General features: G+C 37.4%; 12 protein-coding genes. 3 read left to right on the top strand and 9 right to left on the bottom strand.

Going from position 1 to position 19,458, the window contains the following annotated elements:
• The first annotated feature begins 37 nt into the window (after window positions 1–37).
• From ligA to JO178_RS05720, 3 genes are all read left to right on the top strand, one after another.
• The gene (gene ligA, locus JO178_RS05710; RefSeq protein ID WP_291932961.1) at window positions 38–2,041 is read left to right on the top strand and encodes an NAD-dependent DNA ligase LigA; all 2,004 of its coding nucleotides are present in this window, start codon (window positions 38–40) and stop codon (window positions 2,039–2,041) included.
• A gap of 102 nt (window positions 2,042–2,143) precedes the next feature.
• Complete coding sequence (locus JO178_RS05715) at window positions 2,144–4,855, top strand: T9SS type A sorting domain-containing protein (protein WP_291932962.1); 2,712 nt, start codon at window positions 2,144–2,146, stop codon at window positions 4,853–4,855.
• A 291-nt stretch (window positions 4,856–5,146) separates the two neighbouring features.
• Window positions 5,147–7,633, top strand: coding sequence for a T9SS type A sorting domain-containing protein (locus JO178_RS05720; RefSeq protein ID WP_291932964.1), 2,487 nt, complete (start codon window positions 5,147–5,149; stop codon window positions 7,631–7,633).
• 75 nt (window positions 7,634–7,708) lie between these two features.
• Here the strand turns inward: JO178_RS05720 and JO178_RS05725 are convergent, their stop codons facing one another.
• The 9 genes from JO178_RS05725 to JO178_RS05765 form a co-directional block, all read right to left on the bottom strand.
• On the bottom strand, window positions 7,709–8,173 hold the full coding sequence (locus tag JO178_RS05725; RefSeq protein ID WP_291932966.1) for a hypothetical protein: 465 nt from the start codon (window positions 8,171–8,173) through the stop codon (window positions 7,709–7,711).
• 312 nt (window positions 8,174–8,485) lie between these two features.
• On the bottom strand, window positions 8,486–10,201 hold the full coding sequence (locus JO178_RS05730) for an ATP-binding protein (RefSeq protein ID WP_291932967.1): 1,716 nt from the start codon (window positions 10,199–10,201) through the stop codon (window positions 8,486–8,488).
• 5 nt (window positions 10,202–10,206) lie between these two features.
• On the bottom strand, window positions 10,207–11,316 hold the full coding sequence (locus JO178_RS05735; RefSeq protein WP_291932969.1) for a sensor protein KdpD: 1,110 nt from the start codon (window positions 11,314–11,316) through the stop codon (window positions 10,207–10,209).
• A 182-nt stretch (window positions 11,317–11,498) separates the two neighbouring features.
• Window positions 11,499–12,584 carry a porin gene (locus JO178_RS05740; RefSeq protein WP_291932971.1) on the bottom strand — a complete coding sequence of 362 codons (1,086 nt, stop codon included), beginning with the start codon at window positions 12,582–12,584 and terminating at the stop codon, window positions 11,499–11,501.
• Window positions 12,585–12,773: 189 nt separating this feature from the next.
• Complete coding sequence (kdpC, locus tag JO178_RS05745; protein ID WP_291932972.1) at window positions 12,774–13,331, bottom strand: potassium-transporting ATPase subunit KdpC; 558 nt, start codon at window positions 13,329–13,331, stop codon at window positions 12,774–12,776.
• A gap of 10 nt (window positions 13,332–13,341) precedes the next feature.
• Window positions 13,342–15,381, bottom strand: a complete 2,040-nt coding sequence (kdpB, locus tag JO178_RS05750; protein ID WP_291932973.1) for a potassium-transporting ATPase subunit KdpB — start codon at window positions 15,379–15,381, stop codon at window positions 13,342–13,344.
• A gap of 173 nt (window positions 15,382–15,554) precedes the next feature.
• The gene (gene kdpA, locus JO178_RS05755; RefSeq protein WP_291932975.1) at window positions 15,555–17,249 is read right to left on the bottom strand and encodes a potassium-transporting ATPase subunit KdpA; all 1,695 of its coding nucleotides are present in this window, start codon (window positions 17,247–17,249) and stop codon (window positions 15,555–15,557) included.
• 436 nt (window positions 17,250–17,685) lie between these two features.
• Window positions 17,686–19,011 (bottom strand): sigma-54 dependent transcriptional regulator, encoded by a 1,326-nt coding sequence (locus JO178_RS05760; RefSeq protein WP_291932977.1) that lies wholly within the window; start codon window positions 19,009–19,011, stop codon window positions 17,686–17,688.
• A 186-nt stretch (window positions 19,012–19,197) separates the two neighbouring features.
• The coding region (locus JO178_RS05765) for a hypothetical protein (RefSeq protein WP_291932979.1) at window positions 19,198–19,458 on the bottom strand (261 nt) is incomplete at its 5' end.

Here is a 19,458-nt window from a genome sequence, read left to right on the forward strand (position 1 = left end):
TACTTTTAGTTATTTTTGCTTAAAAGATAGAACTGCAATGTCTGAAACCATTCAACAAAAGATAGAACAGCTCCGTAAAGAGCTCCATCAGCATAATGAAAACTATTATCTTCTGGATACTCCTACTATTTCAGATTTTGATTTTGATATGCTCCTGCAGGAGCTTCAGGATCTGGAAGCCAAACATCCGGAATTTTATGATGAAAACTCTCCGACCGTACGTGTAGGAGGCGGAATCACAAAAGTTTTCCCAACCATTCAACATAAATTCAGAATGTATTCACTGGATAATTCCTATGATTTTGACGATCTGGAAGACTGGGAAAAAAGAATCATCAAAACAATCAATGATCCGGTAGAATTTGTAGCGGAACTTAAATATGACGGGGCCTCTATTTCCATTCTTTATGAAAACGGAAAACTGACACAGGCAGTAACCAGAGGAGACGGCTTCCAGGGGGATGAAATCACTCCGAATGTCCGTACCATTTCAGACATTCCACTGACTCTGAAAGGTGATTTTCCTTCTCAATTCTTTATGCGCGGAGAAATTTATTTAACAAGAAAGAATTTTGATAAACTTAATAAACTGCGTGAGGAAGAAGGATTTGACCCGTTCATGAATCCAAGAAATACGGCAAGCGGAAGTTTGAAAATGCAGGACAGTGCTGAGGTAAGAAAACGAGGTTTATCTTCTGTATTGTATCAGTTCATTGCTGAAGATGTTCCGACTGAAACGCATTGGGAATTGCTGCAAAAGGCCCAAAGCTGGGGATTCAAAACGTCTCAGCAGGCTCAATTATGCACCACCCTTGATGAAGTAAAGGAATTTATTACCTTCTGGGATACGGAACGTCACAACCTGCCTTTCGAGATCGACGGAATTGTTTTAAAAGTAAATTCTCTGCAACAGCAAAGGCAACTTGGATATACAGCAAAATCTCCCCGTTGGGCAATGGCTTATAAATTCAAGGCTGAAAAAGTAGAAACGGAACTTCAAAGCGTTTCATATCAGGTGGGAAGAACAGGAGCTATTACGCCGGTTGCGAACCTTAAACCTGTTTTACTGGCCGGAACCATCGTAAAAAGAGCTTCTCTTCACAACGAAGATATCATCAAAAAGCTGGATCTTCATGAACATGATTTTGTATATGTGGAAAAAGGCGGTGAAATCATTCCAAAAATTGTCGGTGTGAATACAGACAAAAGAACGGAAGAGAGCAAAGAAATAGAATACATCAAACACTGTCCTGAATGTGGAACGGAGCTGGTAAAAATTGAAGATCAGGCGATTCATTTCTGCCCCAATGAACTTCACTGTCCGCCTCAGGTAGTAGGAAGAATGATTCATTATGTGTCCAGAAAAGCACTGAATATTGAAAATCTGGGAAGTGAGACCATTGAACAGCTTTACAGAGAAAAATTAATTGAGAACCCTGCGGATTTTTATGTTTTAACAAAAGAACAGCTTCTTCCGCTGGAAAGAATGGCAGAAAAATCGGCACAGAATATTATAACAGGAATTGAAAAATCAAAAGAGATTCCTTTTGAAAAAGTATTGTACGGAATCGGGATCAAACATGTGGGAGAAACCGTTGCCAAAAAACTGGTAAAGAATTTTCCAACTATAGAAGAATTGAAAAATGCTTCTGTAGAAGAGCTTTGTCAGGTAGAAGATATCGGAGTTAAAATTGCGGTAAGCATTGTTGAATTCTTCAATAATTCTGAAAACGTACTGATGATTGAACGTTTAAAGTCTTATGGGGTACAACTTGAGAAAGGGGAAAGCACCAGCGAAGTTTTATCCGATATTCTTGTGGGAAAAGCATTTCTGTTTACCGGGAAACTGTCTTTATTTACCAGAGAACAGGCAGAGGAAATGGTGGAAAAACATGGCGGAAAAAACATTTCTGCGGTTTCTAAAAATCTTAATTATCTTGTGGTAGGAGAAAAAGCAGGAAGTAAGCTGAAAAAAGCGCAGGATATCGGAACGATTATCATTCTGGATGAGCAACAGTTTCTGGATCTTATTGAGAAATAGTAAATATTTTTTAACATATATTAAATAAACCATTGAGAAATAGCCTCAATGGTTTATTTTTGCATTTTTTAAAGAAAAAAATAAACCAAAACAAACTAATCCATGAAAAAATTCTACTCAGTTTTATTATTGACTGTTATTTCTGTATTTCATGCGCAAATCATTAGCATTCCGGATAACAATCTCAAAAATAAACTTCTTTCCTCCAGTACTTCCAATTATTTTGCTGTCGACCAAGCCGGAAACAGCATTAAAATAGATGCCAATAATGACAATGAAATTCAGGTTTCAGAAGCCCTTGCCGTATACAAATTAAGGATTGAGAATGCTGACGTTTCCAATGTCTCCGGACTTGATTCTTTTTCAAATCTGAAAGAGCTTGTTCTTTCCGGAAATAATTTAACTTCATTTAATTTAGGCTTTCCTGTTCTTGAGTTCCTGAACATTGATGGTAACCAGCTGACTGCCATCAATCTTCTCAACTGTCCTCTTCTTACAACCATTCAGATCTATGGTAACAATTTTACGACCTTAGCGCTCGTCAGTAATTCCCTAGCCAATCTGTTCACGGGAGGAGACAATTTTCAAACGATAAACTTACAGGGCACTCCCGCTCTTAAAAAAGCATATATCTCATATTCTAATGTTCAAACCATCAACGGAAGTAATATGCCATTGCTGGAAGATCTTTCGATCAGCGGCACGCCATTACTGTCACAGCTTAGCCTGAGCGGTTCTCTGCATCTTAATAAACTGACAATAAAGAATACAGGACTGGTGCATCTTGATTTGACCGATCTTACAGGTCTCCAGACACTGGACTGCATGAACAATGAATTTCAATCTGCCATATTGGACGGTTGCACTTCTCTTTCAGTGGCGAGCCTGGAGTCTTCAAAACTCTCTTCTGTAAGCTTTAACAATGCCAGTTCAATCTATATGTTTAATCTTTCCAACAATAATCTTACTTCTATCAATTTAAGTAGTCTGCATTATCTTGGATATTTTGACGGCAGAAACAATAAGCTCACCAGTATCAACGTCAATAACCTGCCTAATCTCTGGTATTTATATCTTACCTCTAATCAGCTTACCCAGCTTGATCTCTCAACCTCTACTCATATTAAAACGTTATTATGCAGTAATAATAAACTATCAGGTCTGGATACAGGCATGCTGACCAATATAATGACCCTGGAATGCACAAACAACCTGTTTACAGAGCTTGATTTTTCCAATAATAAAACCCTGGAATACCTTCAATGCAACTACAATCCCAACCTGCAGAGAATATCAATAAAGAATGGCGTCCTGCAAACTCCCAACACTACCTTTTTATTTCCTAATACCGCTCTGAAACATCTTTGTTGTGATGAAAATGAAATAGACAGCTTCAATGTTTATAACATCGCCTACAATAACAATACTGAAATTAATTCTTATTGTTCCTTTGTGCCGGGAGGAAGCTTTTATAAAATTCTGGGAAATGTAAAAGTAGATATTGATAATAACGGATGCACTACGAATGATCCTGATAAAGCATTTCAGAAATTTACGATAACAGGAGGGGGCATAACCGGAAGTGTGATCGCCAATGCTTCCGGTAACTACAGTATTCCGGTCCAGGCTGGTACATACCTAGTCACGCCTGTCCTTGAGAATCCTGTGTATTTTACGATTTCACCGGCAAGCTTTATGCTTAATTTTCCTCAGCAAATGAGCCCGTATACTCAAAATCTCTGCATGGCTCCCAATGGCATTCACAACGATCTGGAAGCCATTATTATTCCTTTAACCTCAGCAGCTCCAGGTTTTAATGCCCAGTACAAAATCATATACAAAAATAAAGGTACAAATACACAATCAGGAAATATTACATTCAATTTCAATACTGCTTTGGCGAGTTATCAAAATGCAACACTACCTCCTAACTCCCAGTCAACAGCAGGTGTGAGCTGGAATTTTACAGGTCTTCTTCCTTTCGAAACCAGAGAAATCACCGTTACATTAAAATTAAACTCACCAACACAAACTCCTTCTTTAAACAGCGGTGATATTTTACATTACACAGCACAGATCAACGGAGCCACAGATGAAACACCTGCAGATAATAACTTCGCATTACATCAGACAGTAGTCAACTCTTTTGATCCTAATGATAAAACATGTTTAGAAGGAACCTCTATTTCACAAACTCAGGTGGGTGATTATGTACATTACCTGATCCGATTTGAAAATACCGGAACGGCCAACGCCCAGAATATTGTCGTAAAAGATATCATAGACACTTCAAAATTTGATCTTTCTTCTTTAATTCCATTGAGCAGCAGTCATAGTTTTATAACAAGAATAACCAATCCGAATGCTGTAGAATTTATCTTTGAAAATATTCAGCTGCCTTTTGACGATATGCATAATGACGGTTATATTGCCTTTAAAATTAAAACAAAATCTACATTAACAGTGGGAGGCAGTTTCAGCAATACGGCCAGTATTTATTTTGATTACAACCATCCGATTGTTACCGATACTTACATTACGACTATTCAGACCGGAAGTAATCTGGCTATCCAGGAGACTAAAAATAATAATAACACAATACTTGTTTACCCTAATCCGGTAAAAGATGTCCTTTTCGTTCAGTCTAAAGAGGAAGTAATTAAAGCTGAAATCTACGATGCTTCCGGAAGAATTGTATCTTCTGCAGGATTACAGGGAAATTCAATACAGGTTTCTACCCTTGCTAAAGGAAGCTATATTATTAAGATATTCACGAAAGGACAAACCTCCGTTCAGAAGTTTATCAAAAACTAACGGAAGAAGATTCCTATAAAAAAGCGGTGAAAATACTTCCGCTACTTTTTTATCTCTGATCTGATTGACAATCATCATTTTTTTCAGAAATCATCATATAAACAATACAATCTGCAATAGAGCTGAAGCCTTGAAAATTCAAGGCTTTTTTATAATCTAACAAAATAAGACCCTTAACAACAATAGTAAAATTTAAAACATCTATTAAACAAATGTTGATATTTTAATGAAATAAATACAAAACAGTAAATATTTTTCATACATTTACAAAAAACTAAACATCACTAAACCATGAAAAACATTTATCTTTTTGTGCTGCTCCTGGCACAAATATCTCTCGGTGCACAGATTGTTAATATCCCGGATCCTTATTTCAAGGCCAAACTTCTTTCTGCAAGTCCGGCCAATCAGATCGCTCAGGGTACCGGCAGCGCATATGTTTCCATTGATACCAACAATGACGGTGAAATCCAGGTATCTGAAGCGGAAGCTATTACTACCATTTCTCTGTATGTTTCCAACGGTCCCAACGGAATTCAATTTCCAATTCAGTCCATAGAAGGAATAAAATCCTTTATCAACCTGAAGTATCTTACGGTTTCGGACTGTCCGAATCTTTCTTCCGTGGATGTAAGCGGGATGTCTAAGCTGAGGCTGGTTTCCTTTGACAATAATACATCAATGTCTTCCGCCAATTTTTCAAATTGTGATCTTCTGAATAACATCAGTGTCAGAAACGCGAATATTGTTCATCTTGATATTTCGAATCTCCCTAGTTTAGGCAATGTCAACAGTTCGGGAGGAAAAATACAGACGTTCAATTTCAGCGGAAGTACAGGAATACATACTTTTCTGTGTTCGAATAATCATATAAACACCATCGATCTGAGCTCACTGGTTAATCTTACAACGTTGCATATTTATGAAAATCCGCTTACCAGTCTTAATCTGAATAACCTCACCAAACTTCAGACACTGAATACTGATGGTTGCCAGCTTACCTCACTTTCACTGCAGAATACGCCAAAGCTTAAATACATCGAAGCGATGAATAATAATTTATCCACAATAGATTTAAGCCAGTCGCCGGTCTTAGGTACTTTATATCTCTCCGGCAATCAATTTACAAGCATAGATCTTTCTCACTCCCCACAGTTAGTTACCCTTGGAATGGGCAATAATCATCTGACGACTATTGATATTTCACATAATCCTCTTTTATCAACGCCCGGTTTAAGTTATAATAACCTCCAAACCATGTTTATAAAAAATGGTTTAGTGGGTGGTGGCGGCCTCTATGACAACAATCCTAATTTAAGCTATATCTGTTGTGATGAAGGCGAAATCAACTCGATTCTCAATGCTAATGCTTTATTCGGATACAACAATGTGGTAGTGAATTCATATTGTTCGTTCACTCCCGGAGGTACTGTATATAATGTTAACGGGAATACCAAATATGATGTCGACAATAACGGCTGTGATCCTACTGATATCAACAAAGCATTTCAGAAATTTACCATTACAGGTATCGGAACTTCAGGAAGTCTTATTTCTGATCATTCAGGAAATTATTCTATTCCGATAAATTCCGGTCCTCACACAATTACTCCGGTTGTTGACAATCCTGCTTATTTTACTATTTCGCCAGCAAGTATAGCGGTTAATTTTCCACTTCAGACCAGCCCTATGACTCAGAATTTCTGTATGTCGGCCAACGGTACCCATCCTGATCTTGAAGTAGTGATCGTACCGGTAAGAGCGGCAGTACCGGGATTTGATACAGGGTATAAAATTGTTTTCAAAAATAAAGGAACAACTACACAATCCGGAACGCTGACTTTTGATTTTGATGACAGCCTGATGAATTTCCTGAATGCTACTGTAACTCCAAATTCGCAGTCAACGGGAAATCTGACCTGGAATTTCGCCAATCTCCTTCCGTTTGAAACCAGAGAAATTAAAGCGGTATTCACTTTAAATACACCTACCCAGACACCGCCTTTAAACGGTGGAGATATACTTCATTACACAGCACAGATCAACGGAGCTCCGGACGATACACCTGCGGATAATCTGTTTACCCTGAATCAGGTTGTTGTCAATGCTTTTGATCCTAATGACAAGACCTGTCTTGAAGGGCCTTCCATCAATCAGGCTAAAGTAGGTGATTATGTACATTATCTGATCCGATTTGAAAATACGGGAACGGCAAATGCCCAGAATATCGTAGTAAAAGATATTATTGATGCTTCGAAATTTGATTTATCCAGTCTGGTACCACTTACAGGAAGCCATACTTTTGTAACAAGAATAAGCAATCCTAATACGGTAGAATTTATCTTTGAAAATATCCAGCTTCCTTTTGATGATATGCATAATGACGGATATGTTTCTTTTAAAATTAAAACAAAATCTACATTAACGCCGGGAGACAGCTTCAGCAATACGGCCAATATCTATTTTGATTATAATCATCCGATTATCACCAATACGTATACGACGGCTATCCAGACTGAAAATAATCTGGCAACTAAAGAAACTAAAAACAACACTGGTACAGTTCGTGTTTATCCTAATCCGGTCAAAGAAGTTCTGAACGTTCAGTCCAAAGATGAAGTGATCAAAGCTGAAATCTATGATCTGTCCGGAAGAATTCTGACTTCTATGGGAGCTCATGGAAATTCAATGAATGTTTCCAGCCTGCCTAAAGGAAACTATATCATTAAGATATTCACTAAAGGGCAAACAACTGTTCAGAAGTTTATCAAAGACTAACGAAGGATTATACCAATATAAAAAGGCTGCGAAAATATTTTCGCAGCCTTTTTTATCTCGTAAGTGAATCTCAGTTTATTTAAAAACCAGAACACTGTAAGGGCCGTTCTGATTCTCTTTAGGCAGAATAAATCTGATGTGTTGCTTTCCTTTATAATAATCTACATAAGGTTCTTTCGTAATAATCTTTCCGGTTCCGGTTTCTTTATAGCCTGCGCCTATTACCGCTGAAAGATATTTATGATAATCTCTCTGTTCAGGAAATTCACATTCGATTCTATCCTGTGATTTATCTTTTGAATAAACAAATTTTCCGATTTTAAATTTATAATCCGCACTTTCATATTCATTCAGATTAAATTCAGCACTTTCTGTTTTATCATGAAATTTATAATTAATCTTCTTCATTTCATTTTTAAATTCAGGCATACTGATTTTATTATATTCTGCCAGTTTTTCTAATGTGAAAGTCTGAGCTGATACCTGAATACCTAATAAGACAAAAAATAATGATGCTAATAAAGGTAAAGTTTTTTTCATTGTTCAATTTTAAGTTAACAAAAATTAAAAGGGGCAATATAAGCCGATATGTCTTTTGTTGATTACTTTTCTTTTAGCCGTTCCTTTATATCTCGCTTTCGGCCAATAAGATCAGTTTTTAAATCTGACATACGCGTCTTATGTGAATTTCATTCAAATTTAGAAATTTTATTTATATAATTCTTAACGTAACCCACCTTTTATTTCTTATTTAACAGAATATGAATCATAATTCTGTCATTAACCAATATAATAATGGATTTAACACTCAAACGCCGGTTGAGAGAGTATATTGTATCGAAAAGTAAAACTTTAGGCGACAGGCAATCTGAAATAAAAAGTACTTCCATGGTTCAGGGAGCTTCTTACTCCTATTTCGCCATTTTGTTTTTCAATAAAATTCTTTGAAATAGCCAATCCAAGCCCTGTCCCGTTCTGGTGTTCTCCCGGAACCTGAAAATAGCGGTCAAAAATCTGACGGTGGTATTTTTCATCAATTCCGCTTCCCGTATCCGTAATGCTGAACTGGATAAAGGAGTCTTTTTTTTCCACCGAAATCCGGATTACTTCATCCTGGAATGAATGTTTCACTGCATTCGTAAGGAAATTATTCATTACCCAGACCGTTTTATCAAAATCGGCAGTTACCAGATCATTTTCCTCCAGATGATACTCAGCAGCAATGGTAATATTCTTCTGCTCTGCCAGTTTTTCAACATTCTTCATTGCAGTCTGAACAATATCTGCTGGAGAGCATTTGTCAACAGTTAACCGGATATTTCCGGACTCCACCTGCGAAAGGTTAAGCAGTTCTCCGGTAATATCCAGCAGACGCTGCCCGTCTTCATTGATACTCTTAAGCAGTTCTTTCTGCTGATCATTCAATTCCCCGAATTTTTGATTTCCCAGCAGCTGAACTCCCATTTTTATAGCTGAGATAGGAGTTTTCAATTCATGGGAAATGGTAGCAATGAAATTGGTCTTTGCAAAATCAAGTTCCTTGAAAGGGGTAATATTTCGTAATAGAATAACTTTTCCGATATATTTTTTTTCTTTTTCACCTGTTTTTGCAATATTGATCGGGATAATATCCTGTTCAAAGTAATTCTCTTTATTATCCCGGACAATTTTAATGGGATCTTTCACCGGATGGTCAATATTCTTAAGCAGCTCACGCATCAAATCATTGTTTACGGCTACTTCATGAGCTGTCTTTCCAATAATTTCTTCTTTATGAAGATTGGTAATTTTCAGAGCCTCATCATTAATCATATAGATGTAATGGTTTTCATCCAGACCAATAACTGCATCATGCATATTATTCACCAGGGTTTCAATTCTTTTTTTCTCCATAAGCTGCCTGGAAAGGCTGCTGCTTTCATACTCCTGAAGCTTTTCAGCCATCACATTAAAGGACTCTGCGAGGCTGTTAAATTCTTCGCTTCCTTTAAAATGGACCCTTTCGCTATAATTTTTGTTCGCAATCTGTCTGATGCTAAAGGTTAACTGATTGATCGGCTCGGCAATCGTCTGCGGGAGATTAAAAAGTAAAGTAAATGCGATCAGGAAGCATACCGTTCCTAAACTGACGATCCAGAAAGTTGCATTTTCAGCTGTAATAATGGCGATATCACTTTTCCGTTCAATGCCTTTCATATTTAAAGACATAATTTTGGCCAGATCTTCGCGGATCAGTTTTTCTTTTTCACGGGTAGCACCTTTTAGATAGCTGTTGAAATGCAGATTCAGATTCTGGGTAGCTTCTCTTTCTCCAAATTCAGTAAGATTTTTTTCCTGCTGTTTATTATTTTTCTGAAAATCTTTTACCGCTACAGCACTGTCTGTATCAATATTATCCAGAGCAAGGAGCATATTTTTGGAAAACTCCAGACTGTTATAATTGGCCGTAAGGATTTTCTCCGTATCGGATTTTAATTTATTGATATATACAGATCCTATCACCGAAAGAAGAACGATCAGTAAAAATAAGAGTCCTACCCCCAGGGTGAGCTTTGTTTTAAGTTTCATTGCTTTTAAGATAATATAATAATATCTACCTGCCTTTCGTTCAATCCGTTCATGAGCGAATAAATCCAGCTGTAACCGAATAACCGCTGCCAGAACTTTGCGTGAGGTTTTCCCATGCAAACCGTTGTAATATTATGGGCAATCACATATTCTAAAATTCCATTATGAACACTGCTGTCCTTAATCCGGACTACTTTCGCCCCTAATTCCTGTGCTAAATTAAAATTATTAATCAGATAGCGCTGCTTATCCAATGCTATTTTTTCAGGATTTTCCGATGGTTTCTGAATATATAAAACAATCCACGGGCTATTATAATAGCTGGCCAGCCTTGCCGTTTTCCTGATAATGGTTTTTGCTATTTTCTCATTACTGCTGATACAGGCTAAAAATTTTATCGGTTTAAAATTTTCGGTCTTGATTTCCGTTTCCACCTTTCTTTCAACATGGGTGGCTACTTCTTTTAATGCCAGTTCACGAAGCTGCAGAATATGTCCGCTCTGAAAGAAATTACTTAATGCAGTCTGAATCTTTTCTTTTTTATAGATTTTCCCTTCCTTCAGACGGGTCAGCAATTCATCTGCTGTTAAATCAATATTCACCACTTCATCAGCCAGTGCCAGAATTTTATCCGGTACTCTTTCTGCTACTTCAATTCCTGTGATTTTTTTTACTTCTTCGTTCAGACTTTCAATATGCTGGATATTCATGGCACTGATTACATTAATCCCGTTATCCAGAATTTCCAGAACATCCTGCCATCTTTTTTTATTTTTAGACCCCTCTACATTGGTATGTGCCAGTTCATCCACAAGTACCACTTCAGGATGTTCATTGATAATTGCCTGAAGATCCATTTCCTCCAGATTTTTACCTTTATAAAAAACTGATTTCCTTGCGATTTCAGGAATTCCTTCTGCCAGAGCCTGAGTTTCTTCCCTGCCATGGGTCTCAATATAACCTACCTTTACATCAATTCCGTTTCGTAAAAGAGAATGTGCTTCCTGAAGCATCCGGAAAGTTTTTCCCACACCCGCACTCATCCCGATATAGATTTTAAATTTTCCTTTCCGGGATTTCTGGATCAGTTCTAAAAAATGTTTTGCAGATGACATTTGATGATTCGTTTTTACAGTATTAAGTTATTATAATTTTTGTAGAACCACAATTCTTCTGATTGGGTTGATGCAATATTTGTGAGAGACAAGAAAAATCTAAATTACATAAGTGAGCCAAAGCCCACTTCTATTGATATATAAATGGATAGCTGCTATCCTCACCAACACCGGACTCTCATTTAAAACCAGACAGCCAGACTTGTCGTTAAAAAGAAATTTCCCTGCCTGAAATCTCCGTTCTTCACAAAAATGGCATCTTTCGAGGTAAATCCTCTGGCCTCTGTGCGGAACACTACATTTTTTAAAACGGCATAATCTATATTCAGAGAATAGCCAAAAGTCTGAAATCCATTTGGAGTTCCCGTATTGATAATGACTCCGTTTTTATCATTATAATATTCTAAACGTCCTGCTAAGGCCCATTTACCGTCTATCTGATATTTCATTTGAAGATTTGGGCTATACCAGATATTATATTGGTCACTTCCTTTCAATTTCTGTTCAGCTCCTATATCAAATCCCAATAATGCAGAGAATTGATCTGTCAGCTGAAAACTTCCGTACAAATCATGGAAGTAGCGCATTCTCTTGTCTTTTTTCACTTTATCATTTCCGATAAACGAGCTACTGTTCAGGGTAATTTTATCATTTGGCTTATAGGTAACCTGATGTCCGAAAGAAATACTTTGGTTTCCTTCAGGTTTTGCGATACGTTGCCATCCGTTTAAAATCAAACCGCTCAAAAACCATTTCCCGTTATCCGAGGTATAAGAAATCTTAGCTCCCGTTTCAAAATAAGGCGAATTTTCTGCTGCCAGACTTCTCGTCAGGTTCATATTATCTTTTCCTATAGCACTTTCCCAGCCAATATGAGAAGGCATGATCCCTGCGTCAATCCATAAGTTTTTATTTTTAGAAATTTTGAGACCTATATTCGCTTCATTCACATATCTCAGTCCGTCCTGCTCTGCCGCCATATTATCCTGTGCATATGCTCCGGCCATTAAGGCTAAATTAGCCCGAAGATTTTCTGTCTGATAAAAAGCTTTTACAAGTCCCAGATTAAGATTCACTTCATTGTGCCTGTTATATGAATATAAAAAATTTTGTCGCAAATGATCGGTAGGATCATTAAAATCATAAGTATAAAAAAGCTCTGCGTATGCAGAAAAGGTAACTTTATGATTTGTTTTTAATGAGTCTGCTGACTGTGCTCTGGCTAAAAATATTCCCAATACAGCACTTATAAATAGATATTTTTTCACGTTGATTTTGAATTATCTGAGTACACGATATGCAGACTAGCCGTTGATTTATTTTAAACCATTAACAAAAACAGAATGATATGACTTTAAAAGCCGTGGATTTTTTATCCCGGTTTCATTTTTTCAATTTTCCTAATGGTTTAATCTTATCTTCAGAATTTCACCTATTCTGCTATGTACTGAATTGAACTATTTTAATTGATCCAAAGCGATGTTAAGCTTCAGTACATTTACTTTTGAAGGTCCGAAAAGTCCTAAAAAAGGTTTTTCAGTCTGTGTAGTAATTAAGTTTTTGATTTGATCTTCTGAAAGATTTCTTAGTCTGGCAATTCTTTTTACCTGATATAAAGCTCCTTCCTGAGAAATATCCGGATCAAGGCCGCTTCCGCTTGCCGTAACCAGCTCTACGGGAACTTTAGTACTTCTCATGTCCGGGTTTTGTAATCGTAATGTATCTATTCTTTTCTGTACGATTTCCAGATATTCTTTATTACTTGGTCCTTTATTACTTCCTCCACTTCCGGCTGCATTATAATTTACAGAGGAAGGGCGACCATGGAAATACTGATTGGATTTAAATTCCTGCCCGATATTTGCATAGAATTTCTGCCCTTTATAATTAATAATCTCGGCATTTCCCTGAGTAGGCAAAACTTTTGAACCGCCATATACGATGATCAAATAAATCCCTACAATAACCAGCATTACAAAAGTCAGTCTGAATGCTGAAACAATATGATTTTTCATTTTTTAAATTTTAATAGAATAAACTAATCACCAGATCAATGATTTTGATTCCTATGAACGGAACAATAACACCGCCCAACCCGTAAATCAAAAGATTTCGTCTCAATAATGCACTTGCTCCTATCGGCTTATAGGCCACTCCTTTTAAAGCTAACGGAATCAGGAAAGGAATAATCACGGCATTAAAGATAACAGCAGACAAAATGGCTGTTTCAGGGCTATGAAGATTCATGATATTCAGCTTTTGAAGGGAGGGAATAAATGTGATAAACAGGGCCGGAATAATGGCAAAATACTTGGCCACATCATTGGCAATACTGAAAGTAGTTAAAGTTCCACGGGTCATCAGAAGCTGTTTCCCGATTTCTACGATCTCTATCAGTTTGGTAGGATCATTATCCAGATCTACCATATTTCCGGCTTCTTTAGCTGCCTGTGTTCCGCTGTTCATGGCAACTCCTACATCTGCCTGAGCCAGAGCCGGTGCATCGTTGGTTCCGTCTCCCATCATGGCCACCAACTTACCTTCCTGCTGTTCTTTTTTGATATAATTCATTTTATCTTCCGGTTTAGCTTCAGCAATAAAATCATCTACTCCGGCTTTTTCAGCGATAAATTTTGCAGTCAAAGGATTATCCCCGGTTACCATTACCGTTTTCACACCCATTTTTCTCAGTCTCTGAAAACGCTCCTGAATTCCGGTTTTAATAATATCCTGAAGTTCAATGACACCCCATACTTTTTCATTGACTGATACCACAAGCGGAGTTCCCCCGTTTTCAGCAATTTTGGTAACTGCGTCCTGAGTTTCCTTCGGAAAGGCATTTCCTGCTTTTTCAGTCAGTTTTTTTATCGTGTCATAAGCCCCTTTACGGATTCTTGTATTCTCGAAATCAATCCCTGAAGTTCTGGTCTCAGCCGTAAAATCAATATAGGTGGGATTAGGAACCAATAAGTCTTCTGATTTCAGCTGGCTCAATTCAATAATTGATTTACCTTCCGGAGTTTCGTCCGCTACGGAACTTAAGGCAGAAGCCTTAATAAACTCGTCAAGCAGGATACCGTCTGCAGGATGGAACTGGGTTGCTTTACGGTTTCCTATGGTAATTGTTCCTGTTTTATCAAGCAGTAAAACATCAATATCTCCTGCTGTTTCTACAGCTTTTCCACTTTTAGTAATAACATTGGCTCTTAAAGCTCTGTCCATTCCTGCAATTCCGATTGCAGAAAGCAGCCCCCCGATCGTTGTCGGAATAAGACAAACGAAAAGTGAAATAAATGCTGCAATCGTAATCGGTGTCTGCGCATAATCTGCAAAAGGTTTTAAAGTGAGGGTAACAATGATAAAGGTCAGGGTAAATCCTGCCAGCAGTATTGTTAATGCGATTTCGTTAGGTGTTTTCTGTCTTGATGCTCCTTCTACAAGAGCGATCATTTTATCCAGGAAAGATTCTCCGGGTTTGGTGGTTACCTTTACCTTTATTCTGTCTGAAAGTACTTTTGTTCCTCCGGTTACAGAACTTTTATCTCCGCCCGCTTCGCGGATAACAGGAGCACTCTCTCCGGTAATGGCAGATTCGTCAATGGTGGCTAATCCTTCGATAATCTCGCCGTCCATCGGGATCTGATCTCCTGCTTCACAGAGGAAAATATCTCCTAATTTCATTTCGGCAGACATTTTCAGCACAGTATCTACCTGAAATCCCTGTTTATTTTCTGTCACCAGCTTAGCCGGTGTTTCTTCACGGGTTTTTCTAAGAGTATCAGCCTGTGCCTTTCCTCTTGCTTCTGCTATAGCTTCCGCAAAATTGGCAAACAGAACCGTAAAAAATAAGATAATGAAAACTAAAAAATTATAAGAGAAACTACCCTGAGTTTTATCACCCGTCAAACTAAACATACTGACGATAAACATAACTACGGTTCCGATCTCTACCAGAAACATCACTGGATTTTTAAACATAATTTTCGGATTCAGTTTTACGAAAGACTGTTTAATAGCCTCGTTTACCAAATCTCTTTGAAACAATGTTTGTGATTGATTTTTCATTTTTTTGAAAGAGTTTATATCATTGGAAATCAATATCAACCATTAAGATTAACTAAAATGATAAGGATTATAAATGGATAATAAGTGAACGTTTCAGTAAGTTTTAGATAGGTTTCCTGCAACATTTCAACTTCCTTAATGGTTTATTATTGATTTTAATTGAATGTTCGCATTTATTTGGAAAAATATTGAATCTGCTCTGCAATAGGACCTAATGTCAATGCAGGGAAGAAAGATAGTGCAGCGATCAGAAGAATGACTGCCAGAGTCATAAAGCCAAAAGTAGCCGTATCCGTTTTTAATGTTCCTGAACTTTCCGGGATGAATTTTTTCTGTGCCAGTAAACCGGCAATTGCTACAGGTCCGATAATCGGGATGAATCGTGATAGCAACAGAACAATTCCCGTTGAAATATTCCACCACGGAGTATTATCTCCCAGTCCCTCAAAACCAGATCCGTTATTCGCTGAGGAAGAAGTAAACTCATACAGCATTTCACTGAATCCGTGAAAGCCCGGGTTGTTCAATGTTTTAGTTCCAAACTCAGGTAAATAAGCCGTTAAAGCAGTTCCTACAAGAATAAGGAACGGATGAAACAAAGCGACGATCATTGCAATCTTCATTTCTTTTGCTTCAATCTTTTTACCCATAAATTCCGGGGTTCGTCCTACCATCAGACCACTTATAAATACAGCAAGAATAATAAATATGAAGTAATTCAGAATCCCCACACCACAACCGCCATAGAAACAGTTGATCATCATGGCCAGTAATTCATTCATTCCCGAAAGAGGCATAGTGCTGTCATGCATTGCGTTGACAGAACCGGTTGAGATCACAGTCGTGGCAATACTCCAGTAGCCCGAGGCCGCACTTCCGAAACGGATTTCCTTACCCTCCATCGCTCCCAGACTATGATCAGCTCCCATTTTTGTAATCAGAGGGTTCCCTCCTGACTCATTAACAATATTAGGGACAGCAAGGGCAAGAAAACCTATCGTCATTACACTGAAGATTATCCATGAAAGTTTTCTCTTATTCAGATAAAAACCTAAGGCAAATACCAATGCAAACGGAATAATCATCTGAGTAATCATTTCCGTCATATTGGTGATATAATTGGGATTTTCAAGCGGATGCGCAGAGTTCGCTCCGAAGAAACCACCACCATTGGTTCCTAAATGCTTGATTGCAATAAAAGCTGCAGCAGGACCTCTTGATACATCTACTTTACTTCCTTCCAGACTTGTAATATGATCTTTACCTTCAAAAGTCATAGGACTTCCGTTGGCGGAAAGAATAAGCGCTACAATCACACTGATCGGGACCAGAATTCTGATCATTGATTTTGTAAAATAATCATAAAAGTTCCCTAACTCTGTAGATGTTTTTTCTTTAAATGCCTTGAAAAGGACGGCCATTGCTGCCATACCCGTTGCTGCAGTGACAAACTGTAAAAACATCAGATACAGCTGACTCAGATAACTCACTCCCGTTTCTCCCGAATAATGCTGTAAATTACAGTTCACCAAAAATGAAATAGTAGTATTAAAAGCAAGATCAGGTGACATATTAGGATTTCCGTCCGGATTTAAAGGAAGCCAGGCCTGAGTCAGTAAAAGAATAAATCCTATAACAAACCAAACGAGATTAATGGTAAGCATTGCATACATATTCTGCTTCCAGTTCATCTGGCGATTCGGATTAATTCCCGAGATTTTATAAATTAACTTTTCAACCGGTCCAAAAACAGGATCAAGAAAAGTTTTTTTGTATCCATAGACATTAGCAATGTATTTACCTAAAAATATCCCGATCACTAATGTAATAGCAAACATTGCTACGATGCCTAAAATTTCTGTATTCATGATCTATTAAAATTTTTCAGGTTTCATTAAAACATAACAGATATACACAAAGGCAAGAATTGAAAGGAAAAATAAACTCCACATAATTTATATTCTATCAAAAAATTCAACTGATTTATATAAAAGCCAATACAATACTGCAAACAGCAGAATTAAACTTATAAGCATCATATCTTTATTATTAAAGTTAAAAGAATCAATAATACCTGTGATACAATCAGCAAACTCAAAGTGGAATGCTCCCGTTTTTTAAACGTTTTTCTTGAAATTGTCATTTTTAAATATTTTATCTGTAATAGAAATGCCAAAATCAATTCCAAACAAAACAAAATACAATCAAAATATTGAAATACAAAGTGTTATACTAAGTTACGGAAAATATATAAACAAAAAAGCCTATCAAAATGATAGGCTCTTTACTAAAATGATAAATTTATTATTTTAATCCGTATTCTTCCAGTTTACGGTATAGGGTGGCAATACCGATTTCCAGTAGCCTCGCTGCTTCTGCTTTATTCCCTTTTGTATACTCCAATACTTTCTGGATATGAATTTTCTCCAGAGACCTGATACTTAAAGGATCACTGTCTGCTACAGTTTTTTCTGAATAATGAGGAAGACTTTCTGCATTCAGAACATGATCATCCATTAAAATCAGACTTCGTTCTACGGCATTTCTCAGTTCCCGGATATTTCCTTTCCAGTCGTTTTTCTCCAATGCTTTATAATAGTCTGCTTCCACCTTAATAGCAGGTAAATGAAGCTTATGAGAAAATATATCTATAAAATTCTTGGCCAGCATCTTTACATCCTCTTTTCTTTCACGCAGAGACGGGAGACTGATCTCAAAAACATTCAGCCTGAAATACAAATCCTCTCTAAAATTTCCCTGTTTTATCTCTGCTACAAGATCTCTGTTTGTTGCTGCAATTAGCCTGAAATCAGACCTTGATACTTTAGTCTCACCCATCTTGATAAACTCTTTGGTTTCCAATACTCTAAGCAGCTTAGCCTGAAGTTCTATCGGCATCTCTCCGATCTCATCTAAAAATAATGTCCCCCCATTAGCTTCCTCTATTAAACCTTTTTTATCTTTTAACGCTCCCGTAAAAGCACCCTGTTTATGCCCAAAAAGTTCACTTTCAAGAATTTCTTTACTAAATGCTGAACAATTAATAGCCACAAAACTATTTTTCTTTCTCTCACTTCCTTCATGAATTGCGTTCGCAAAAACTTCCTTTCCGGTTCCGGTTTCTCCGGTTAATAATACAGCAGCATCTGTTAAAGCCACTTTTTCAGCCAGTCTTTTAGCCTGCAAAATCAGAGGAGAAATCCCGATAATCTCGCCAAATCCTTTATTTACACAAACCTGTGGAACAACTCTGGACTTGTTATCTTTCACCTTATCCAGTGCCTTATATACCAGCGGAATTATTTTGTCATTATCATCCCCTTTTACAAGATAATCATATGCACCGTTTTTCATTGCCTGAACAGCATCCGTTATATTACCAAATGCGGTCATCAGAATAACTTCCAGATGCGGATATTTCGTTTTGACAGACCGCACCAGTTCCACACCAAAAGCATCAGGAAGGCGTACATCACTCAATACCACATCAAAATCATACTGCTCCAGCATTGTCATTGCAGAACGGGCAGTAGAGGCTTCTTTTACATTAAAATTTTCTTGGGAAAGGATCATTCCTAATAATTTAAGGAGCTTGATCTCATCATCGATAATCAGAATATTTCCTGACATTGTAATTATATTTGGAAAACTAATACAAACTTATTGATTTTATTTGACTAAAAGCCTATTTATACAGGGAATATCTTTCAGGAGCTATTTCCCGCTATCCACTTCTACTCCTCGCATCCTAGCTTTCCAATGCTTACTGCCTCCACTTTCCTTTCCCCTGCTGCGGGGTAACCGTTTCTATCGGGGCTAAATATGAGAAAAGAACCAAGAACCAAGAACCAAGAATGAAGAATGAAGACGAATAACGACGCTACCATCAATAGGGACGGGCTTTAGCCCGTTCAAATCATAGATGGTCTCGTACGGCAAGTATAAAGCAAAAAAAAATCCTTTATCATAAAGATAAAGGATTTTTAAAAATAAAATAAAAACTGGCGGCGGCCTACTCTCCCGCGTTAGCAGTACCATCGGCGCTGGTGGGCTTAACTTCTGTGTTCGGAATGGGAA

It is taken from the genome of Chryseobacterium sp., from assembly GCF_019236175.1.
Taxonomy (GTDB): Bacteria; Bacteroidota; Bacteroidia; order Flavobacteriales; family Weeksellaceae; genus Chryseobacterium.